General features: G+C 39.8%; 24 protein-coding genes. 20 read left to right on the forward strand and 4 right to left on the reverse strand.

Annotated features, from left to right (window positions below; genetic code table 11):
• Positions 1 to 60: 60 nt before the first annotated feature.
• The 6 genes from ACH3Z1_RS05435 to ACH3Z1_RS05460 all read left to right on the forward strand — a co-directional run bounded on the left by ACH3Z1_RS05435 (position 61) and on the right by ACH3Z1_RS05460 (position 5,089).
• Positions 61 to 444: an OsmC family protein gene (locus ACH3Z1_RS05435; RefSeq protein WP_490820849.1), complete on the forward strand. Its 384-nt coding sequence runs from the start codon at positions 61 to 63 to the stop codon at positions 442 to 444.
• Between the two features lie 186 nt (positions 445 to 630).
• Positions 631 to 1,194 (forward strand): NADPH-dependent FMN reductase, encoded by a 564-nt coding sequence (locus ACH3Z1_RS05440; protein ID WP_490820850.1) that lies wholly within the window; start codon positions 631 to 633, stop codon positions 1,192 to 1,194.
• A 54-nt stretch (positions 1,195 to 1,248) separates the two neighbouring features.
• On the forward strand, positions 1,249 to 3,096 hold the full coding sequence (locus tag ACH3Z1_RS05445; RefSeq protein ID WP_490820851.1) for an amidophosphoribosyltransferase: 1,848 nt from the start codon (positions 1,249 to 1,251) through the stop codon (positions 3,094 to 3,096).
• A gap of 179 nt (positions 3,097 to 3,275) precedes the next feature.
• Entirely contained in the window at positions 3,276 to 3,704 is a 429-nt protein-coding gene (locus tag ACH3Z1_RS05450) for a hypothetical protein (RefSeq protein ID WP_490820852.1), read from the forward strand.
• A gap of 2 nt (positions 3,705 to 3,706) precedes the next feature.
• On the forward strand, positions 3,707 to 4,057 hold the full coding sequence (locus ACH3Z1_RS05455) for a hypothetical protein (protein ID WP_490820853.1): 351 nt from the start codon (positions 3,707 to 3,709) through the stop codon (positions 4,055 to 4,057).
• Positions 4,058 to 4,456: 399 nt separating this feature from the next.
• Entirely contained in the window at positions 4,457 to 5,089 is a 633-nt protein-coding gene (locus ACH3Z1_RS05460; protein WP_490820854.1) for a hypothetical protein, read from the forward strand.
• A gap of 67 nt (positions 5,090 to 5,156) precedes the next feature.
• Here ACH3Z1_RS05460 and ACH3Z1_RS05465 read toward each other — a convergent pair whose 3' ends face one another.
• The gene (locus ACH3Z1_RS05465; protein ID WP_490820855.1) at positions 5,157 to 5,372 is read right to left on the reverse strand and encodes a helix-turn-helix domain-containing protein; all 216 of its coding nucleotides are present in this window, start codon (positions 5,370 to 5,372) and stop codon (positions 5,157 to 5,159) included.
• Positions 5,373 to 5,465: 93 nt separating this feature from the next.
• Here ACH3Z1_RS05465 and ACH3Z1_RS05470 point away from each other — a divergent pair, with 93 nt between their 5' ends.
• The 14 genes from ACH3Z1_RS05470 to ACH3Z1_RS05535 all read left to right on the forward strand — a co-directional run bounded on the left by ACH3Z1_RS05470 (position 5,466) and on the right by ACH3Z1_RS05535 (position 17,199).
• Positions 5,466 to 5,666 (forward strand): SymE family type I addiction module toxin, encoded by a 201-nt coding sequence (locus ACH3Z1_RS05470; protein ID WP_490820856.1) that lies wholly within the window; start codon positions 5,466 to 5,468, stop codon positions 5,664 to 5,666.
• A gap of 588 nt (positions 5,667 to 6,254) precedes the next feature.
• A complete protein-coding gene (locus tag ACH3Z1_RS05475; RefSeq protein WP_490820857.1) occupies positions 6,255 to 7,130 on the forward strand; it encodes a DNA/RNA non-specific endonuclease in 876 nt (291 codons plus the stop codon).
• A 74-nt stretch (positions 7,131 to 7,204) separates the two neighbouring features.
• On the forward strand, positions 7,205 to 7,459 hold the full coding sequence (locus ACH3Z1_RS05480) for a hypothetical protein (protein ID WP_490820858.1): 255 nt from the start codon (positions 7,205 to 7,207) through the stop codon (positions 7,457 to 7,459).
• A gap of 194 nt (positions 7,460 to 7,653) precedes the next feature.
• Positions 7,654 to 8,658, forward strand: coding sequence for a peptidyl-alpha-hydroxyglycine alpha-amidating lyase family protein (locus ACH3Z1_RS05485; RefSeq protein ID WP_490820859.1), 1,005 nt, complete (start codon positions 7,654 to 7,656; stop codon positions 8,656 to 8,658).
• Between the two features lie 93 nt (positions 8,659 to 8,751).
• Entirely contained in the window at positions 8,752 to 9,216 is a 465-nt protein-coding gene (locus ACH3Z1_RS05490) for a hypothetical protein (protein WP_490820860.1), read from the forward strand.
• Between the two features lie 175 nt (positions 9,217 to 9,391).
• Complete coding sequence (locus tag ACH3Z1_RS05495; protein WP_490820861.1) at positions 9,392 to 10,243, forward strand: methylated-DNA--[protein]-cysteine S-methyltransferase; 852 nt, start codon at positions 9,392 to 9,394, stop codon at positions 10,241 to 10,243.
• A gap of 63 nt (positions 10,244 to 10,306) precedes the next feature.
• Positions 10,307 to 11,029 carry an alpha/beta fold hydrolase gene (locus ACH3Z1_RS05500; RefSeq protein WP_490820862.1) on the forward strand — a complete coding sequence of 241 codons (723 nt, stop codon included), beginning with the start codon at positions 10,307 to 10,309 and terminating at the stop codon, positions 11,027 to 11,029.
• Positions 11,030 to 11,087: 58 nt separating this feature from the next.
• A complete protein-coding gene (locus tag ACH3Z1_RS05505) occupies positions 11,088 to 11,567 on the forward strand; it encodes a response regulator transcription factor (protein ID WP_490820863.1) in 480 nt (159 codons plus the stop codon).
• Between the two features lie 176 nt (positions 11,568 to 11,743).
• Positions 11,744 to 12,277 carry a DUF4199 domain-containing protein gene (locus tag ACH3Z1_RS05510; RefSeq protein ID WP_490820864.1) on the forward strand — a complete coding sequence of 178 codons (534 nt, stop codon included), beginning with the start codon at positions 11,744 to 11,746 and terminating at the stop codon, positions 12,275 to 12,277.
• 3 nt (positions 12,278 to 12,280) lie between these two features.
• Complete coding sequence (locus ACH3Z1_RS05515) at positions 12,281 to 12,670, forward strand: DUF1801 domain-containing protein (protein ID WP_490820865.1); 390 nt, start codon at positions 12,281 to 12,283, stop codon at positions 12,668 to 12,670.
• Between the two features lie 105 nt (positions 12,671 to 12,775).
• A complete protein-coding gene (locus tag ACH3Z1_RS05520; protein ID WP_490820866.1) occupies positions 12,776 to 13,999 on the forward strand; it encodes a voltage-gated chloride channel family protein in 1,224 nt (407 codons plus the stop codon).
• A gap of 108 nt (positions 14,000 to 14,107) precedes the next feature.
• A complete protein-coding gene (locus tag ACH3Z1_RS05525; protein WP_490820867.1) occupies positions 14,108 to 15,016 on the forward strand; it encodes a hypothetical protein in 909 nt (302 codons plus the stop codon).
• 50 nt (positions 15,017 to 15,066) lie between these two features.
• Positions 15,067 to 15,909 carry a LytR/AlgR family response regulator transcription factor gene (locus ACH3Z1_RS05530; protein WP_490820868.1) on the forward strand — a complete coding sequence of 281 codons (843 nt, stop codon included), beginning with the start codon at positions 15,067 to 15,069 and terminating at the stop codon, positions 15,907 to 15,909.
• Between the two features lie 78 nt (positions 15,910 to 15,987).
• Positions 15,988 to 17,199 carry a dioxygenase family protein gene (locus ACH3Z1_RS05535; protein WP_490820869.1) on the forward strand — a complete coding sequence of 404 codons (1,212 nt, stop codon included), beginning with the start codon at positions 15,988 to 15,990 and terminating at the stop codon, positions 17,197 to 17,199.
• 40 nt (positions 17,200 to 17,239) lie between these two features.
• On the opposite strand, the gene ACH3Z1_RS05540 is transcribed toward ACH3Z1_RS05535, so the two are convergent.
• The 3 genes from ACH3Z1_RS05540 to ACH3Z1_RS05550 all read right to left on the reverse strand — a co-directional run bounded on the left by ACH3Z1_RS05540 (position 17,240) and on the right by ACH3Z1_RS05550 (position 20,624).
• Positions 17,240 to 18,310 carry a 3-oxoacyl-ACP synthase III family protein gene (locus ACH3Z1_RS05540; RefSeq protein WP_490820870.1) on the reverse strand — a complete coding sequence of 357 codons (1,071 nt, stop codon included), beginning with the start codon at positions 18,308 to 18,310 and terminating at the stop codon, positions 17,240 to 17,242.
• Between the two features lie 143 nt (positions 18,311 to 18,453).
• Positions 18,454 to 19,536: a mannose-1-phosphate guanylyltransferase gene (locus ACH3Z1_RS05545; RefSeq protein WP_490820871.1), complete on the reverse strand. Its 1,083-nt coding sequence runs from the start codon at positions 19,534 to 19,536 to the stop codon at positions 18,454 to 18,456.
• A gap of 125 nt (positions 19,537 to 19,661) precedes the next feature.
• Positions 19,662 to 20,624, reverse strand: a complete 963-nt coding sequence (locus tag ACH3Z1_RS05550; protein WP_490820872.1) for a KpsF/GutQ family sugar-phosphate isomerase — start codon at positions 20,622 to 20,624, stop codon at positions 19,662 to 19,664.
• Positions 20,625 to 20,664: the final 40 nt, after the last annotated feature.

Below are 20,664 nucleotides of genomic sequence, written 5' to 3' on the forward strand. Positions count from 1 at the left end.
GTCAAAAAATAAACCATTCATTCACGATTCACCATTGACCATTCACCTAAATCAATCAGTATGACAAAGGCCAGCATTGCAACAACAAAATACCGGGTACAACTGGATAACGGAAGGCATTTATTTGGTGCGGATGAACCGGTGGAACAGGGCGGACAGGATACAGCTCCGGCACCCGATGAATTGTTGGAAGCATCGCTGGCCAGTTGTACTGCCATCACACTGCGGATGTATGCCGACAGAAAACAGTGGAACCTGGAAGAGATAGATGTAGCGGTAAACCTCGAAAGAGTAGAAGGCAAAACAGTCTTCACCAGAAACATCACACTTAAGGGTAACCTTGATGCGGAACAAAAAGAAAGGCTTTTACAAATCGCCAAACTCTGCCCCGTTTCCAAAACCCTGGCGGGTAGCATCGACATCAATACAGCAGTAACTGCCTAACCTTTCTGCTATGAGGCGTTTTCGATAAAGGGAAGAATCTCCCGAGGCAGCACTGTATTGCGCCTTGGCTAAATATAGAATAGTAGCTTGCAAACTGAACTGAAGAGAAAGAATATTGTTATTAGTGCTTAGACTATGGACCATAAACAATGGACCATGGACTGATCCTCCCCAAACTTGCAAAAAATGAACATAGAAATAATCGCTGGAAGTCCCAGAACAAATAGTGTAACCCACAGGCTGGCCTTGTTCTTACAAAAACACCTGACGGCCACCACACAACACCAGGTAAATATTATCGACGTGCGCGACTGGAAACTGCCCTTACTCGAAAAGGTATTTTCATCGGTAGAAGCTACACCCGACCAGTTTAAACCACTGGCAGAAAGAATGTTTGCGGCTGATGCCTTTATACTGGTAACACCCGAATACAACGGCAGTTATTCGCCGGCATTGCAGAACCTGATGGATCATTTCCCGAAACAGGCACATAAACCTTTCGGTCTGGTAACGGCGTCAACCGGGGCTATGGGGGGCATGAGGGCCAGCCAGCAATTATTGCTGCTGATACCTGCTCTCTTTGGTATTGCATCACCTTACATGCTGGTAACACCCTTTGTTGACAAAAAATTCAATGAAGAGGGCGAATTGATAGATGGTTCTTTTAGCAAGTCTATCGACCTGTTTACCAATGAGTTCCTTTGGCTGGCCGAAACCCTGAGACCGGAATTGAGTACGGCATACAATTAACTTTATAAAACGTGGCGGAGTTGTTAACTTCGCCACTTCTTTTTAAAATATATCATGAGCGACGAGATCAAACACGAATGTGGGCTCGCCTATATTCGACTCCGGAAACCATTCTCTTATTATCAGCAAAAACACGGAACGGTAACCTACGGCCTCAACAAGCTGTACCTGCTGATGGAAAAACAGCACAACCGCGGGCAGGATGGCGCCGGAATAGCCGCCGTGAAATTGAATACAGAGCCTGGAAACCCCTTTCTCTATCGCTTAAGAAGCAGTGCCCCACAACCCATCGCCGATATTTTCTTCAAAATAGGACAGGAAATACAGGAACTGGAGAAATACCAGCCCGATATTAAACAACATCCCGGACTCATGAAGGGCCACCTGCCATTTATGGGTGAGTTATTGCTGGGACACCTGCGTTATGGTACACAGGGTAAGAACAATGTAGAATTCTGTCACCCCTTTATCAAACGCGATCTCATGCCGGGCAAAAACCTGGCACTGGCAGGTAACTTTAACCTGGTAAATACCGATGAACTCTTTGATCTGATCAATATGAGTCCCGGCGATTTCCAGAAACAGAGCGATCTCGCGGCTATGATGGAAGTGATTCATCATTTCCTCACGAAAGAAGATGAGCTCAGTCCCAATGCAGCCGAAGTAAAAAAAGTACTGGAGAAAGCCACACCTTTATTTGATGGTGGTTATACCATTGGCGGTTTACTGGGTAACGGATCGAGTTTTGTAATGAGAGATGCACATGGCATACGTCCTGCTTATTATTATATCAATGATGAAGTCATTGTAGCCGCCAGTGAACGTGCAGCCATCAGAACCACATTTAATGTAGGTGAGAATGAAGTGATGGAACTGATGCCGGGTAATGCCATCATTGTAGATGAGAAAGGCAATTATTCGATTGAACAAATTCTCGAACCCAAAGAAAGAAGGGCCTGTAGTTTTGAACGCATTTATTTTTCACGCGGTAGCGATGAAAAAATTTACAGGGAAAGAATTGCACTGGGTCATCACCTGAGCCAGACCGTACTCGAGCGCATCAATAACGATTTAAAGAATACCATATTCTCTTATATACCCAATACTGCCGAAGTAGCTTTTTACGGACTGGTAAAAGGTATGGAGCAATACCTTAATAAAATAAAGGTAGAACGCATACTCAGTTGGGGCAACGATTTTACGCCGGAGAAATTAGAAGAAATGGTGACCCGTAAAATCCGCCAGGAAAAAATTGCCATCAAAGACGTAAAACTCCGCACATTCATTACCGAAGATGCCAACCGCAATGAAATGGTGCAACACGTGTACGATATTACTTATGGTACCGTACGTGCAGGAGAAGATACATTGGTGGTGATTGACGATAGTATTGTACGCGGCACTACGCTGAAAGAAAGTATTGTGCGTATGCTGGCGAGGCTGAAACCTAAAAAAATCATCGTGGTATCGTCTGCCCCGCAGATACGTTACCCCGATTGTTATGGTATTGATATGAGCAAGCTGGGCGATTTTATTGCCTTCCGTGCCGCTATAGCATTACTGAAAGAAAGAAATATGGAACATGTACTCACCGAAGTACATGAAAAAATAAAAGAACTCACCCTAACCGGGCAGTTGCATACGGAGAATGTGGTAAGGCAGATCTATAAACCATTTACCACAGAAGAAATCTCACAAAAAATTGCGCAGCTCATTACCCCGTCTGAAATAGATACACCGGTAGAAGTGATTTACCAGACCATTGAAGACCTGCACGACAGTTGCCCCACCAATACCGGCGACTGGTATTTTACCGGAAACTATCCCACGCCGGGTGGTAATAAAGTGGTGAATAAGGCATTCCTGAATTTTATTGAAGGGAAGAATGTGAGGGGGTATTGACGATATACTTTACTTGAAATTCAAAAGCACGCTATCGAATAGCGTGCTTTTGAATTTCAAGTAACTCAGTATTTTAATAATTCATTGAATTTCAATAATATAATTTTGTTATATGATTATACGGAGTTGCGTATATTTATAAATTAGCTTTATGGTAGCTAAGTATTTAAATTTTAAAAATGAAAGAATTAGATTTTTGGATAAATTTTTCGGCAAACTTACTTACTATTCTAGCGTCCGGTATTGCTATTTATATATTTCTATTTAATGGAGAAAAAATTAGCAACGCAATTGATTTTATTCTAAACTACTCAACACAATTAACTTTAACTGATTTGAAGCTTAAAATCGAAAGGCTGAATGATTTTAATGCCAATGATGCCGAACAAAAATCAGAAGTTTTAAATATTTTACATGAAATTGAAGGACAAATACTCGGTAGCGCCTTGCTTAAAGAAAAGTTGAGTTCGCAACTACAAAAACTTGAAACTTTCACGAAAAATCCTAAGAGTATTTCTGAGCCTAAAAAAAGAAGTATAGTAAGCGAACTCCGTGAAAGCATTCGAAATATGGATGTAACTAATTATGCAATTTTAAATAAAAACTAAAGATGAAAATAGTTCAAGTTATAAATGCGATGATATCTAATCCTGAAAAGATAGAGAATGTATTATTCAATAATAATGAGTATTTCTTTCTTTACGATAAAAAGCATAAATGGTCAATAAGTAAGAAGGACGAGGAGTATATATTATTTTTTTATCCGACAAGTATAATGTCAATTGAGGAGTTGGCTAACTTTAGTGATTGGAGTCAATTTAATCAAATGATTACATATAAAACAGAAGACATAAAAACTCGAGAAGCTTCAGAAAGTTTTAGCGAACTTTATCAAATAGTTTCAGGAAAGTTGTATGGACTTGACGATATTTTTGATCAAATTATTCAAACTGGTAAATAATGATATTTGTTAATGCTTTCTTTTCTAGGTAGTTTTTTACATTAACGATATTCTACAAAAAATATCCCAATAATGAAATATCTATGAAGTAGATTTTTTTTATTCTTTGCAAAGTTTTCATAAAGCACTTGTATTCAATGTCTCTCGCGGTGCGAAAAAGGCTGTCGTTTTACCTAGCCAGAATGTAGTATTTACTTCGTAGTCTAATAATTCTTTATTGAGGAATTAAGAACGGTAATAAATAATTAATTTTCCAATGCCGGCATGGACGTATGATTACCATTTTTTGCCATCGTTGATAAAGTGAGACAGTGCTGAAAACTTTCTTGAAACTAAATGTTGAGGAGCAGTAATTAAGTTTCGGTAAATGCCTTTAGTTAAATTTCAATTACGCTAAAAATGACAGAGCCAGTAAGATTATATGAATCGCTGTTTATTTTATATAAGTGCAATTTAAACATTAGTAATTTATTAAAATTAATAGTAGATAAAATACACCAAAAGAACACTAATGAAGAAGAAGCAATGCTCCTTGCTCAGTATTTGCAAATGGAATCAGTCTCTTTTCTAGTTGAATTTAAAGAAAATTTATACCAGTACTCGGAAAATGACTTTAAGCAAAGAGTCGGTGACATTCAGAAAATAACAAAACCAATTGTGAACAGAATAAATAAATGGAAGGATCTTAATAAGTATAGAAATAATATTATAGCTCATCCTTGGCGCGATTCGGGAAAATTTGTTGTACCTGATAGTCAGAAATATAGCGTCCCGAGTAGTTGGTTAGAAATAACTGTTTTAGGCCATTATATTAAATATATATGGGCAATGATCAGAGCCGAATTTAATAATGAAATCATAGGTAGTCTAAATTACATCAGCAAGACTTATCCTAATAATGACCCAGTAAAAGTTGATTTTTCAAACTTAAATAAGGATCAAGTTAATATGGCTATTGAAGTAGACTCAATTCGAAAGGAACTTGGGCGAAATTATTATTTAAAGGTGATGCAATTCGAATTTTCTGGATAATTACTTTTTACTAGTTGGTAATCTCTGGAAATGAAAGTCAAAGAAGTTTAAACTATAAATGTAGATTTTAAATAACAACCAATTCCTCCAATCCCACCTCCAATGCCTTCGCAATTTCATAAAGCGAAAAAATAGTAGGGTTCACTTTTCCATTCTCAATAATCTCAATGGCTTGCCTGTCTTTATTACAAGCCCTGGCCAGGTCGGCCTGTGTCCAGCCCTTCTCTTCGCGTAATGCGATGATACGTTGCCCAATCTTTTTCTGAAGCTGTTCTTTTTTCACTTGTACAAAGTCCAGAAAAAAATCAAAAATAATGTCATATTTTAATTGACAATCTGATTTAACTGATTATATTTGTCATGTTAAAGTATGACAATGAAAAAGGCCATTAGAAAAATGACGATATCCTATACACACCAGGAAACACAGTATAAAACTGAAACCATACCCTATATTAGAATAAAGGGCAAGTGGTTAGAAAAACTGGGTTTTAAAAAAGGTCAGAAAATAAACATACAGGCATCAGATAAAAAATTAACCATTACTACTGATGATGGCTTGCTTTCGGCCGGTTAAACCACTGCACAGAGCCATGCTGCACCCATAGAACCCCATAGCTATTTTTCTACACCCGCTAGCAGCCAACACCGAGCACCAACCAAAAACAGCTTCCCGCAAGCCTGCAACCCCATATTGCAGTTTTATACAGTTTAGATTGCTGTTTGCTTGCTGTTATAATATGTTGTAAAACAAATCATTAGCCTATTAAATGCTGAATAAAAACCTATTAAACACCATTTTCTAAAGGATGGACGTTAATAGCTCTTTGATAGGGATATGATAGGGCTTTAATAGGGCTTTGAGTGAAGAGAATCATTTGCATAACAGGAAGGAAACCTGCTTGTCATTACTTCATTTGTAATGCTTTCACAGTAAGAAAGGTCTATGCCCGAACCTTGCCCGGGGCAGGAAGGTTGGTAAGCCTTCTTTACATGATAGCAGCGTTTGCACAACCAGCGTGCAACATCTGTTGTGAACTTTACTAAAGCATTGATGAATATTTGACTGCAATAATCTACTGAGTATCAATAAAATATTTTTTACATATATTATGGGAAGGGTTCTGTATATTTAACTACCAGCTTTCTACCTAAACCATATCCTTTGAATGCTTACCAGGAACATAGTAATAAAAACATGAGCCGGTCTGTTGCTGAAGACAGATCTGTTGGTACTACGCATAGAAATCTACAGGAATTCATTGAAAATAGTCCCCGGGTAAAGCAACTGAATGCGTATCAAAAAATGGCTGATGCCTATTCCTCCAGACAGCAAAATCCGGTTCAGCAAAAACAAATCGATGATGAACTGAATGATCGTTTAGCCGAAAGAAAAGAAATGCCGGCAGCGGGTTTTTCTGCCTATACAAAGACGAACGAGGGTTCTTCCGAAACAATCCATACTACCAATTCGGTCGTACAAAAAGCCAAGCACACGCCTAAAAAGAAAGCTGCAGGTAAAACAGCTACCGGTAAAAAGAAAACTACTCCTAAAAAGAATAAGCTGAAAACTAAAAAAATGAAAAAGGTATTGCCAGCTAAAAAGCAAACCATGACGGTGAGAAATAAAACGGATGTGTATACTTCTGGTATGATCAACCAGGTATCCCTGCCTAGGGGGGTAGATGCCGGGCCCCAAAAGGAGGCACAAAAAGTGGCAGGCTTTCTTGGCGGAAGCTGGGTTGGTGGGCACATGGTGAATGATCAATTAGGAGGTTCAGGAGGTTTTTCCAATATTGTTCCAATTACTTCTTCCATGAATGGAAAACATAAGACCATTGAAAACAGGGCAAATAATGAACTTAGCAATGGTCATGGTACTACTGTTGAATATAAGATGAATATTAATAGAAGAGAAACCAGGATCAATGGACTAAAGACGGTTAAAAATTTGCCCGTAGAATTTAAGCAAACGCTCGATGTTTACCCTGCTAATGCTGCTCCGTACACGGTTAATGGTAATGTACTTACGCATCCATAATATATTGTGCGATAACTTGTGAAAGCGCATACCTTATAAAAAAGATACCAGCGTAATAAACATACAATCAAAAAATGGAAAACAGAGACTTTTCAACCTTAACCGACCAGGAACTACTAGCCGAAGCCAAAAAAATGAAATCATCTTTTATTACCAATGCTTTCTTTGTCGGATTCTTAATTGGTATTATATGCTATAGTATTATTAAAAGCAGTTGGGGAATGCTGACGCTCATTCCATTATACCTTATTTACAGGATAGTAAATGATCCAAAAAAGAAAAAAATAAAAGAACTGGAGCAGCTTTTACAGCAGCGGAAGCTGCAATAAGCTTATATGCGTATGGATAAAATGAGGGCAATTACTCAACTCTGCGATTTCGTGCCTAATATAGTTAATTCAAAATCCACTTTGTATCTTTAAACAGCTGCTTGTTTTAGATGGATAAACTGCTGTTGATTTGATGTTTTTAGTAAAACGCAGCAAAATTAATATCATAAATAACCCGCTTTAACTAAACCTGAATGCGAACCATTAGCCTGTTCTGTATTGCTCTTTGTTTATTTTCCTGCAAAGAATCAAAAGAAGATGAAATACAGCAATCATTATCCGATAATTATGTTCTGGACAGCAGCTGGAACCGGCAAGCCAATCAGTATATAGTTAGCCAGCCTACAGGTATTGGTGTCGACAAAAACAACCACATTTTTATATTTCAGCGAACCGGCCGCAGGTGGACAGACCCTTTTCCTGATTCTTTAATTTCCCTGCCAACTATTGCAGAACTTGACCCCATAACGGGTAAAGCGCTGAATACATGGGGTGCTGGCTATTTCATTATGCCACATGGATTGTTAGTAGACAAAGACGATAATATATGGGTAACTGATGTGGCTCTTCACCAGATATTTAAGTTCAGTCATGATGGTAAACTGCTGATGACATTAGGGGAGGCCAAAAAGCCAGGAAATGATTCTTCACATTTTAATAGGCCTACTGATATTGCAGTAAGCCATAAGGGTGATGTTTACATTAGTGACGGCTATCTAAACAGCAGGGTTGTGCAATTTTCTGCTGAGGGTAAATTTATTCGAGAATGGGGAACCTATGGTAAAAAAGAAGGTGAGTTTATTATACCACATGGAATTACCATAGACCAAAACAACAGCATTTTTGTTGCCGACAGACAAAACAACCGTATTCAGGTATTTGATACATCGGGAAAGTTTATCAAAGTCATTAACAATAATGAAAAAGTAGAGCAGTTACCTTCTGTGACAACAGATCTGCAAAACAAATTGTATGCTATTGACTATGATCCCAGGAAAAAACCAGACAGTTCTGTACAAGGGTCCACTTTTATTTCGTTTGACTCAACTTATAAAATTACTGCACATACCGGTTCAACAGGAGCTGCTGACCGCAGCACCTGTTGGTTTCATGATATTGCCGTAGATAGCGAAGGAAGTATTTATGTAGGTGATATAATAGGTTTGAAAGTGCTTAAATATAAACGGGTCAGAAACTAAGATCAAAATTGTATCATTGATAGCTTTTACAAACATCTAACTATCACCAAGTATAATATCCTGATATAACTACATAATACATAATTAGGTAAGATGAAATTTCTCCTGCTGTTTTTTGGTATTTGCATCGCACAACTGTCATTCACACAGGGCTATATTGATCTGACTAAAGAAAAAGCCAGAAAGAAACTCGAGAAAACAAAAGCGCATAACTCAAATATAAATATCCTCCTGCAGGAGTCAGATACCACACTCAGTTACCTGGTGCGCGATTCTTCTGTTCAAAACTTCGATCTCCTTCTTTTTTTCGATAACAAAAACAGGTGTTACAAAGAAAAAAAGATACTGACCTGTGATAGTTGTTACCAGCAATTCCTGGAAAATATTCTATCAGATAAATATTACCGCTGGACAAAAATCAATGCAACCACTTATTTTTCAAGATTCCCCTACAGAATTATCCTGGAGACCAGCCTGGCGAAAGAATTTACACTGGAACTAAAGCGCAGCGATCTCGCCGGAGCTGAGTATAGAAGAGCGGTTAGAAAAGGAGAATAAGTGTATTCGAAAAAAGCAGAAAATTCTGTGTACATCTGTGCCTTCTGTGGCAATTAAATGCCACTGAGAACACAGAAATACACAGAGAATTTTATGATCCAGCTTCTAGATTCCGCAAGTTTCGGGTTGTATGAGGGGTAACAAATCCTGAAATTAGCATTCTATATTACTTTACATGAACGAACAACAACAACTGAACTATAACCGCATTGCAGCCGCCATTGAATACATCAATACCCATTTCAGGCAGCAACCCAGCCTCGAAGAACTGGCAGCGCAGGTTCATATAAGCCCTTTTCATTTCCAAAGGCTGTTCAGTGAATGGGCCGGCACTACGCCTAAAAAATTCCTGCAATACATCAGTACTGAACATGCCAAAAAATTACTGAAAGAACAGCGGGCCACGCTTGTTGATACCGCCATGGAAATAGGATTGTCGGGTACGGGCAGACTCCATGATCTCTTTATCAATATCGAAGGCATGACACCTGCAGAATACAAAAACGGTGGCGCCGCACTTCATATTCATTTCAGTTATGCGGAGAGTCCGTTTGGTAACCTTATCATAGCATCCACATCCAAAGGTATATGCTATATGGCATTTGAAGAAGATGAAACAGATGCATTGAATAACCTGAAAGAAAAATTTCCCAATGCCACTTACCAGCAAAAATTAGACATCATACAACAAAATGCTTTGTTCATTTTTCAGCATGACTGGTCAAAATTATCCAACATAAAACTACATTTAAAAGGTACTGAATTTCAACTCAAGGTTTGGGAGTCATTATTAAAAATACCGATGGGAAAACTTTCCACTTACGGAGATATTGCTGAACAGATAGGCAATACCAATGCCTCAAGAGCTGTTGGTACCGCTATTGGCAGTAATCCTGTTGCTTATTTGATTCCCTGTCACCGTGTGATACAGTCAACCGGACAGATTGGTGGATATATGTGGGGCCCCACACGCAAGACTGCTATTATTGGCTGGGAAAGTGCAAGAGCAGAACAGTCTGCAACATAGCAAGTTTCGGGTTGTATACAATTGTAAGCATCTTCATCTTCGCAGTACAATAAGATGCAAACAATGAAAACATTTATTCTCGTACATGGTTCCTGGCACAGCGCCTGGAACTGGCATAAAGTCATTCCTATCCTTGAAAAACAAGGTCATAAAGCAATGGCCATTGATCTGCCGGGTATGGGCAGAGATAAAACCCCGATCAATGAAGTAACGCTGCAAATGTCTGTAGACAAATTATGCAAACTGATAGATGAAGCAGCTGATAAAGTGATATTGTTAGGACATAGCAAAAACGGTATCGTTATTTCACAGGCCGCAGAATACCGGCCGCATAAAATTGAAAAACTGATTTACCTGGCAGCGTATCTTATCCCCAATGGAAAAACACAGGCGGAATATTCAGCACTGGATGTTGAAGGTGTACTAAAGCCATATGTAACGCGTTATCCGGAAACAGGCTCACATACTTTGCAAACAGCAATTTATAAAGAAGGCTTGTATCATGATTGTGCTGATGATATCACAGAATTGGCGAAACTACTGCTGAGTCATGAAAGCGTTGCTACAGGTATTACCCCTTTGCAGTTGACTGAAGAAAACTATGGTTCTGTTCGCCGCTTTTTTATTGAATGCACAGAAGACAGGGCTGTAACTCCTTTTATCCAGCAGAAAATGTACACCGAAACGAAATGTGAAAAAGTGTACCGGATGCCCAGCAGTCATTCACCCTTTTTCAGCAGGCCAAAAGAACTCTGCGATATTTTGCTGGATATAGCTGCACAATGATGACCGCTTTTGAGAATTATTTATCTTCGGTACTTACTGAAGATAGATCATAACAGCAATGCCACTTCTCAAGCGTTTATGGAAACCCACTAAATCCATTTTTTTGTATGCCGCATTGATGGCCCTGCTCGTTTTTGCTTTAAAGTGGATGCAATGGAAATACCTGGTCACCGACCATTCAATCGATATTTATGTAGGATTGATCGCTGTATTTTTTACTTTATTGGGCATCTGGGTGGCATCACAACTCAGCAAACCCAGGGTTGAAACCGTTGTGGTAGAAAAGCAGGTGTATATAACCCCACCCGAAGAATTTGTGTTGAATGAAGTCGAGCTCAAAAAACTCAACCTCACTACACGGGAATACGAAGTATTGCAACAATTATCGAAGGGATTGAGTAATGCAGAAATAGCAGAGCAGTTATTTCTCTCACTGAGTACGGTAAAAACACATGTATCGAACCTCTTCTTTAAAATGGATGTGAAAAACCGTACCCAGGCCATTGAAAAAGCCAAACGATTAAAACTTACCCCTTAATTTTTTATACATGCCTCCCGCTTTCCCTTCCCTGCCCCGGATTTAAATCCGGGGCAGGGAAGGGAAAGCGGGAGCATCATACTTTGGTATGAAATATACCGAATGAATCCATTTTGGTACTTTAGTATGAGACCGGCTCTTGTGTGTACGGATAGATTTGCGTAAAATTATACACGATGAAAAAGAACGTTCTCATTTTTGGTCTTATCCTGGGTACCATTCTCGTAGGTCATATGATCTATATGGTAAACCTGCTCTACACCAAACCCGATCTGCAGACCAATGATATTGTAGGGTATGCAGCCATGATTGTGGTGTTTTCGCTTACTTTCTTCGGCATCAGAAATTACCGCAACAAAGAACTGGGCGGGGTTATTTCATTGGGAAAGGCATTCAAGACCGGGGCATTGATTGCATTGCTGGGGTCAACCATGTATGTTGGGGTATGGCTGTTTTATTATTACCTGTTTGTACCCGATTTTATAGATGTATACGCTTCGCATGTCATTAATACCTGTACGAGAAACGGCGATTCAGCCACAGTGGTTGCTGAAAAAACGGAAGAGATGAAACAGTTCAAAGAAATGTACAAGAGCCCCTTTTTTGTGGTGCTGATTACTTATTTTGAGGTACTACCCATTGGACTGGCAGTTGCATTCATCAGTTCACTGGTATTAAAAAGAAAGGTAAAACCCAACACTCAACCCTGATACATGCATAAAGACACCCAACAATACCACAAAGCACTCTTGCCGGAGGACAAAGCCATTTGCGATTTATTATATGAAGTGATCATGGAAAATTTGCCCGATGCCGAACATAAAATATGGCATGCACACCCTGTATGGTTTCTCGAAGGCAATCCAATCGTTGGTTATGATAAACTGAAAAACTGCGTACGCTTATTGTTCTGGAGCGGTGAAAGTTTTGAAGAGCCCGGACTTCCAAAAGAGGGTGGTTTTAAGTCGGCAGGGATTCGTTATACATCCATGGACCAGATCAATAAAAAAGATTTAAAACGGTGGCTCAAAAAGTCACGTGATATACAATGGGATTATAAAAATATTGTAAAACGAAAAGGGGTGTTAGAGAGATTGAAATAATTTCTTCTTTCCCTCCTTGCCCCGGATTTAAATCCGGGGCAAGGAGGGAAAGAAGAAAGCTTTACTTTTAAACTGAATATGAAGTCGGATCAGCTAACGTCCATTTTGCCAGTATTTTTCAGATGGCTGCTCATATGCTTTGTTGTTGGACTATCAGCCGGCACTGCTTCGGCTTTTTTTCTGCAAACCCTCGATTGGGTTACCCATTTCCGCGAAACGCATATATGGATCATTGTTTTTTTACCCATAGGTGGGTTGCTGATCGGCTTATTGTATCATTATTATGGTAAAGAGGTTGTAGCAGGAAATAATCTGCTGATTGATACCATTCATGCGCCTAAACAAATCATCCCATTCCGCATGGCGCCCTTTGTGTATATCGGTACCATGCTAACACATGTACTCGGAGGCTCGGCAGGAAGAGAAGGAACGGCATTGCAGATGTCGGGTGCCATGGCTGATCAGTTGAGTAAACCTTTTCGGTTATCGGATGAAGAAAGAAAAATACTGATCATCGCTGCTATTGCAGCCGGTTTTGGATCGGTATTCGGAACGCCGTTTGCAGGTATTGTTTTTAGTCTTGAATTATTGCGTATCGGTAAACTGAAATACAAGGCATTTATTCCGGCCGCTGCTGCTTCATTACTGGCCGATCAGGTTACCCGCTTGTGGCAAACACCGCATGTGGATTATCATATTTCATCTATACCTGGTATCACAGGCACCAGCTTGTTGTACACAGCACTTGGAGGTATTGCATTTGGACTTTGTGCTATGGTTTTTTGTAAAGGAATGAAATGGAGCAGCGATCTTTTTAACAGCACTATTCCATATCCTCCATTACGACCAGTGATCGGAGGAATCATTATTGCTGCTGCCATATGGTTGATGGGCACCACAAAATATATCGGGTTAGGTATTCCCGCTATTGTTGAATCATTTGAAAGTCCGCAACCTGCTTATGATTTTGCACTCAAAATATTGTTCACGATTGTAACACTGTCTGCAGGGTTTAAAGGCGGTGAAGTAACGCCCTTGTTTTTTATCGGAGCCTTACTCGGCAATGCTTTGTCGCTTCTTATCCCTGTACCCTTGTCACTTCTTGCTGGTATAGGCTTTGTAGCCGTATTTGCGGGTGCTACCAACACACCTATAGCCTGTACCATTATGGCGGTTGAATTGTTTGGGTTTGATATTGCTGTATATGCAGCCATCGCCTGTATAATGGCTTATCTTATTTCAGGGAACCATAGTATTTATGAAAAGCAGTTGAGCGGTGAGTCTAAATACAATAGATGGAAAACTTATTTCAACTTCGATAAATTATGACCATCCCTCAGCTCCGGATTTAAATCAGGAACTGAGAAGAATGTACGAAAACGATTAAATAGCTATTTAACCAGTTAACCAGATTTATGAAATTGTTCAAACCTGTTGATGATACTTTCAGTTATTAAAATGAAACGCAGTATGCTGAAAATAAGTACATCGGTAGTAGCATTTTTTCTTTGTCTTAATTGTTCCGCTCAGGAAGCCCAAATGTTTGAGCCGGGTGTGATATCAGACGGCGGTGTATTTGGTCTGACCATTTCACCCGATGGTAAAACGGCATTATGGGTAAAATCGAATGGCAAAAGAGATACACTGGTGATACTCCAGTCCGATAAAATAAATGGCGGTTGGACAAAACCCACGGTTGCCTCTTTTTCAACAGCGGATGCCCAATGGAAAGATATAGATCCGATATTCGGTCCGGATGGTAAAACTGTTTTGTTTCAATCTACACGTCCCGTACCAGATCGTCCCAACAGAACTGGTTTTGATATCTGGGCGGTTGATAAAACCAGCAATGGCTGGACGGCTGCTTATCATTTAGGTAATATAATCAACACCGACGCTTCAGAATCATACGCATCAGCTACCAAAGAGGGACATATTTATTTTATGAAAGAAAACCCTGCGAAAGCGGGTAATGCTGATATTTATGTTTCAAGGAAAATTAATGGATCATATCAGACACCGGAAAATATCGGACTGCCTGTAAACACGGAACGATTCAGGGAATCAAATCCATTTGTGTCTCCTGATGAAGATTATATCCTCTATTTCTCATCAGACTCAACAGGTTTGGGTGAAGTGGATTTGTATATCAGTTTTAAAAAGAATGGTAGATGGATGCAACCAAAAAATCTGGGGCCCACCATAAATTCTTCACTCGCAGAATTCTGCCCCTTTTACCATGAAAAAGAAAAGCGTCTGTATTTTTCCAGACAAAAGAGGGCTGAAGGGAGAATGTATGAGGATATTTTTTTTATAGAGATCGACCTGAAAAGATTCGATAAGTAATATGTTGAATAATGCTTATTATTAGCTGTTGTTAATATAAAACTGATTGTATGTATACATCCATTGCTTTTGGAAATGATGTTTTTGCCAGTAGAAAGTTGAAGATCATTTTTCTACTGACTGTCATATCATTGGTGGCCCTGGCCATGCTGCAGGATTTATTGCTCTCTTTAAGAAATAACAACAGCTATTACTGGACGGAATCCTTTTTGTTTAATACTTTTTGGCTCTGGTTTATTCCTGTTATCTATTATGTATGGAAAAAAGGAGAATATAAGCCGGACTCAACCCGTGGTAGAATCTTTCTTCAATCAACGCTCATTGTTGTATCCGCATTTACTGTTCATGCTTTATTATATGCCTCAACAGTAACGGCAGGTTCTTATCTCCTGTTCGATCATACGTATGGCTTACAGAAAGTAGTTACCTATACTATTGCCAACGACTTGTATAAATACCTGCTCATTTACGGGACTGTATCTTTTTTGAGTTACAGGCGTGATCTTTTTTATAAAAATGCCCCGGCTCCAGTACCGGTACAGACCAAAAAGCATATTTCAGAACTGGTAATTGAGCAGGGGAAAAATCATGTTGTAGTGGCTACTGAGGATATTGTGATGATCTGTTCAGCCAGCCCGTATGTAGCGATCTACACCGAAAAGAAAAAATACCTCTATGTCACAACGCTTCGAGCTATTGCGGAACAACTCGACGGGAAAGTATTTGTGCGGGTACATAAATCTACCATCATCAATACCCGTTATATAGCTTCTTACCGGTCGAGGCTGAACGGCGATTATGATATCCTGTTACAGAATGAACAGGAAACCAGGTTAAGCAGGAATTATGTGCAGGCTTTTAGACAAACCATGACCGGCAGGTCATCGGGTTAACCTATTTTTTCATCAGGATAGCGTATCTGGTTTTTTACAGGAGTTGCATAACAGGAATTTTGTCAAAAATTTATTGTTATGTATCTGTCAAAACATCGTTTATTGGTCGTTTGTTTTATTTTCTTCCTCGTCAATTCCTGTACGGGTCAGCAGGCAAATAATAACCCGGAGCGTAACAACAGTTCAAAAAGGGTGGGCGGAAATTGTGAAGATTGCGATATCATGTATGCAGCCATGCCGGTTGTAATGAATCACATAGATACAAGTGCCGGCTGGTATACGGGCGGACAAAAATTACTTATAACAGGAACGGTTTTTCAACAGGATGGAAAAACCCCCGCCGCCAATGTCATTCTTTACTATTGGCAAACCAATACCAGGGGTTATTATGCTGGTACGGCCGGACTCGATAAAAGAGCCAAAAGACATGGGAGCATTCGAGGTTGGGTGAAAACAAATGAAAACGGGCAATATGCTATTTACAGCATCCGGCCTGCCCCATACCCGAATGATATTTTTCCTGCGCATATTCACTTCCTCGTGAAAGAACCCGATCTGTTGAATGAATATTATATTGATGACCTGGTTTTTGATGATGATCAGTTACTCATTCCTTTTAAAAAGAAATATCCCCTTGAAAACAGGGGGGGTAGTGGAGTTGTAAGAATACTCGTAAAAGGAGATGTGCAAGTAGCCGAACATGATATCATACTCGGATTGAATATTCCTGATTATCCGAAAAAAAAGAAAGAAACGGTATCATCCGGCTTGCCTGTTGGTTATGACCAGCCTTCATTTATACCTTATCATGCGTATGGTCCCGATAAAGGATCCCGTACCTGTCCGGTTTGTAAGTATGGACGATACCATGGTATTGTATTTTTTGTTGGCAATAAACCAGATTGGCCAGCGGTCAAGGAATGGTTGAGTTTCCTGGAAGAGGAAAGTATAAAACGTAAACAATACCTGAAAGCCTATTTTGTGTATGGCAATGAAAATGGATATAACAGGAAAAATAGGGAACAAGAACTGGCAAAAATTGGGGCGGAACTTCAGATAAAGCAGGTGGCACTTTGTTTTGTACCTTCTTTTACAGATGAAGAAACAGAAGCACATCTCAACAAGATTAACCCATCAGCCGAAAATACATTTATTATATACAAGCACAGGCGCATTATTGATAAAAAAGTGAACCTGAAACCATCGGCTCATAACTTTCAGCAACTGTCAGCTATTCTTGATAAAACCCGTGGAGATTATTTTGGCTTACCGGGTCTGCCTCACAACTAGCAATGCTCCTCCCTGGTTCTTGATTCTTGAACCATCTTCCTTATACCCTGTAACAAACCGCATTAATGTTCATGCCTGCACCTACCGATGCAAACATCACGATATCGCCGCTTTGTAAGGAATGATCATCCAGCACACCGCGTTTAACCAGATCGTATAAAGTAGGAATGGTGGCTACGGAACTGTTACCCAGTTTATGGATACTCATGGGCATAATATGTGGCGGTACTTCTTTGAGGCCATAGAGTTTATACAATACTTTGATAAAACCTTCATCCATTTTTTCATTGGCCTGGTGCAGGAAGAATTTTTTTACCTCGGTTACATGCACGTCACATTTATCGAGGCAGTCTTTCATGGCTGCGGGTACATTCTTGATGGCATACTCATATACTTTTCTGCCTTTCATTTTTATATAACGTACACATGGATCTGAATCCGGCAAATTCGATTTGCCCATGTAGAGATAATAGGCTTCATCTATACAATGACTTTGCACACTGGCAGCAAGTATACCGCTATCGCCTTCCTTTTCTTCAATAATACAAGCACCGGCGCCATCGCTGAAAATCATACTGTCGCGGTCGTAATGATCCAATACACGGCTTAGTGTTTCTGTTCCGATAACAAGACATTTTTTAGCGATGCCTGCTTTGATATATGCATCGGCCTGAATTACACCCTGTATCCAGCCCGGACAACCAAACAAAATATCATAGGCCACACAGGATGGATTACGAATCTGCAATGCCTGTTTTACACGGGAAGCAAGAGCCGGTAATACATCGGTTTGAATGGTATGTTTTACTACGTTTCCGAAATTATGTGCAACGATAATCTGGTCAAGTGTTTCGGGATCAATACCGGCATCTTCAATGGCGTGCTTGGCAGCAATAACAGCCATATCTGAAGCATTGAATTCATTTCCTACATACCTTCTCTCTTCAATACCGGTAATATCACGAAATTTTTCAATGATATCATTCGGGGCGGCTACAATGCGTTCATGGTCTTCTGTATAAAAATCCTGGGCAGTAAAATCACTGTTGGTTTTAATGTGGGGAGGAATATAACTTCCGGTTCCGGTGATAACTGTTTTCTTTTCTGGCATTGCTATTAGAATGGGGTAATGCCAAATCTACTGATTATGAGGGAACTTCAGTGAAATTGTGGAAGGTTTCTGCAGAAGAAATTTAAGCCACAGATTCACAGATTTAGGTCTCAATAATCTGTGAATCTGTGGCTTAAAATTTATTATAAATATTTATCGCCTTTGTTTCTTTTTACTTCAGCCACATATTCTTTGATCGACTGCTCTTTTTCTTTTTTACAGATGAGCAACACATCTTTTGAGTCTACCACGATAAAATCGTCTAACCCTTGTAATACCAGTAATTTTTCTTTGGGTGCCGATACCATACACTTGGTGGCATCAATTACAATCACATTATCACTGGCCACGGCATTACCCAGATAATCTTTTTCTAGGTTATCATAAGCACTGTTCCAGGTACCCAGATCGCTCCAGCCAAATGAAGAAGGGATGACATATACATTTTCCGCTTTTTCCATAATGGCTACATCGATGGAAATATTGGTACACAAAGGATATATGCGGTCGATCGCCGCCTTTTCTTCTCCGGTATTGTAAGCCTCTTTAATACCTTCGAATAGTTCAAACATTTCAGGCTGGTGTTGTTCAAATGCTTTGATGACATTTTTTACCTGCCACACAAAAATGCCCGCGTTCCACAGAAAATCGCCACTGCTGATGAATGTTTTGGCCAATTCCAGATTTGGTTTTTCGGTGAAGGTCTTTACTTTGTAAATGCCTTCTGCAACAGTCATGCTATCGTGCTGAATATAGCCATAGCCGGTATTGGGATGAGTAGGCGTAATACCCAGTGTTACCAATGATTTGATATGGCTTACAAAATCGAGTGCTTTAAGCGTAACGGCCCTGAAAGCTTCATTGTCTAAAATCATATGATCGCTGGGTGCTACAATCAATGAAGCTTCCGGATCTTTTTGGAGGAGCTTGAATGAAATATAAGCAATACAGGGCGCTGTATTCTTACGGCTGGGCTCGGCCACAATATTTTCAAAGGGTAAATGTTTCAGTTGTTTCTGTACAATGGGTACATATTCTTCTGATGTAACAATAAAAATATTTTCGTTCGGGATAAAACTGGCATACCGTTCATAGGTCCACTGTAACAACGATTTGCCGGTATGTAAAATATCAAGAAACTGTTTTGGATAAGCTGTTCTGCTCATGGGCCAGAATCGACTGCCAATTCCACCGGCCATGATGGCAACATAATGATGTTTGTTCATTCCTAATTAATTTGATCCCCTGTTCAGACCTGCAATATTACAGGCTTATGCTGCAGCGAAATAAAAATAGTTTAATCCTTGTCTCGTACTTTCTTATTTGATGTTGCTTATTCTTTATTCCTTATTTATATAATCCCTTCTCTTACCAGATCGTGTATGTGAATTATGCCAATGTACTGTCCGTTTTCGGCAACAATGAGCTGACTGATATTATTTTCTCTCAACACTTCCAATGCTTCAACAGCAAGCATAGCCGGGTCAACTGTTTTCGGATTTGGAGAAAAAATATCGGTGGCGGTAATGGCGCTCAAATCGTTTGTTTTTTCAAGCATTCTTCTCAGATCGCCATCTGTAATGATACCAAGTACCATGTTCTTATCATCTACAACGGCAGTAACACCCAGTCTTTTTTCAGTGATCTCTACAATCACCTGTTTTAAATTGGTGTTGGGTAATACTTTGGGCGCTTCATTGTTTTTATACAGATCGGCTACACGCAGGTACAAACGTTTACCCAGATTACCTCCGGGATGATATCGCGCAAAGTCATGATCGGAAAAACCATTTAACTGCATCAGGCATACCGCCAGTACATCGCCCATCACCATTTGTGCAGTGGTGCTGCTGGTAGGTGCCAGGTTATTGGGACAGGCTTCCTGGCTAACAGTGGTATTTAAAACAATATCGGATGATTTTGCGAGGAAGCTGTCGGTATTACCCACCATACCAATAAGCTCGTTACCGAAATTTTTAATGAGCGGAACCAATACTTTTATTTCGGGGCTCTCTCCGCTTTTGCTGATGAGTAATACAATATCATCCTGTTGAACCATGCCCAGATCGCCGTGAATGGCATCGGCAGCATGCATAAAAAGTGCAGGTGTTCCGGTAGAGTTTAAGGTGGCCACAATTTTTTGTGCAACGATGGCACTTTTGCCTACCCCGCTGATGACAATCCTGCCTTTGCAAAGGGCTATTTGCTGAATGGCTTTATCAAAATCATCACCAATAAAAGCAGAAAGACCAGCAATGGATGCTGCTTCCAACTCAATGGTTTCTAAAGCCGTCTGTACAATCGTTTTTTTCATGTGTTCACTTCTGTTGTCATTGGTCACATGGAATTCGCTA

The organism is Sediminibacterium sp. FW305-C-49, from assembly GCF_058231085.1.

Bases quoted from the DNA above. Each gene is read 5' to 3' on its own strand.
- ACH3Z1_RS05435 (WP_490820849.1), top strand. From the start codon at position 61: ATGACAAAGGCCAGCATTGCAACAACAAAATACCGGGTACAACTGGAT.
- ACH3Z1_RS05440 (WP_490820850.1), top strand. From the start codon at position 631: ATGAACATAGAAATAATCGCTGGAAGTCCCAGAACAAATAGTGTAACC.
- ACH3Z1_RS05445 (WP_490820851.1), top strand. From the start codon at position 1,249: ATGAGCGACGAGATCAAACACGAATGTGGGCTCGCCTATATTCGACTC.
- ACH3Z1_RS05450 (WP_490820852.1), top strand. From the start codon at position 3,276: ATGAAAGAATTAGATTTTTGGATAAATTTTTCGGCAAACTTACTTACT.
- ACH3Z1_RS05455 (WP_490820853.1), top strand. From the start codon at position 3,707: ATGAAAATAGTTCAAGTTATAAATGCGATGATATCTAATCCTGAAAAG.
- ACH3Z1_RS05460 (WP_490820854.1), top strand. From the start codon at position 4,457: ATGACAGAGCCAGTAAGATTATATGAATCGCTGTTTATTTTATATAAG.
- ACH3Z1_RS05470 (WP_490820856.1), top strand. From the start codon at position 5,466: ATGAAAAAGGCCATTAGAAAAATGACGATATCCTATACACACCAGGAA.
- ACH3Z1_RS05480 (WP_490820858.1), top strand. From the start codon at position 7,205: ATGGAAAACAGAGACTTTTCAACCTTAACCGACCAGGAACTACTAGCC.
- ACH3Z1_RS05485 (WP_490820859.1), top strand. From the start codon at position 7,654: ATGCGAACCATTAGCCTGTTCTGTATTGCTCTTTGTTTATTTTCCTGC.
- ACH3Z1_RS05490 (WP_490820860.1), top strand. From the start codon at position 8,752: ATGAAATTTCTCCTGCTGTTTTTTGGTATTTGCATCGCACAACTGTCA.
- ACH3Z1_RS05495 (WP_490820861.1), top strand. From the start codon at position 9,392: ATGAACGAACAACAACAACTGAACTATAACCGCATTGCAGCCGCCATT.
- ACH3Z1_RS05500 (WP_490820862.1), top strand. From the start codon at position 10,307: ATGAAAACATTTATTCTCGTACATGGTTCCTGGCACAGCGCCTGGAAC.
- ACH3Z1_RS05505 (WP_490820863.1), top strand. From the start codon at position 11,088: ATGCCACTTCTCAAGCGTTTATGGAAACCCACTAAATCCATTTTTTTG.
- ACH3Z1_RS05510 (WP_490820864.1), top strand. From the start codon at position 11,744: ATGAAAAAGAACGTTCTCATTTTTGGTCTTATCCTGGGTACCATTCTC.
- ACH3Z1_RS05515 (WP_490820865.1), top strand. From the start codon at position 12,281: ATGCATAAAGACACCCAACAATACCACAAAGCACTCTTGCCGGAGGAC.
- ACH3Z1_RS05525 (WP_490820867.1), top strand. From the start codon at position 14,108: ATGATACTTTCAGTTATTAAAATGAAACGCAGTATGCTGAAAATAAGT.
- ACH3Z1_RS05530 (WP_490820868.1), top strand. From the start codon at position 15,067: ATGTATACATCCATTGCTTTTGGAAATGATGTTTTTGCCAGTAGAAAG.
- ACH3Z1_RS05535 (WP_490820869.1), top strand. From the start codon at position 15,988: ATGTATCTGTCAAAACATCGTTTATTGGTCGTTTGTTTTATTTTCTTC.
- ACH3Z1_RS05540 (WP_490820870.1), bottom strand. From the start codon at position 18,310: ATGCCAGAAAAGAAAACAGTTATCACCGGAACCGGAAGTTATATTCCT.
- ACH3Z1_RS05545 (WP_490820871.1), bottom strand. From the start codon at position 19,536: ATGAACAAACATCATTATGTTGCCATCATGGCCGGTGGAATTGGCAGT.
- ACH3Z1_RS05550 (WP_490820872.1), bottom strand. From the start codon at position 20,624: ATGAAAAAAACGATTGTACAGACGGCTTTAGAAACCATTGAGTTGGAA.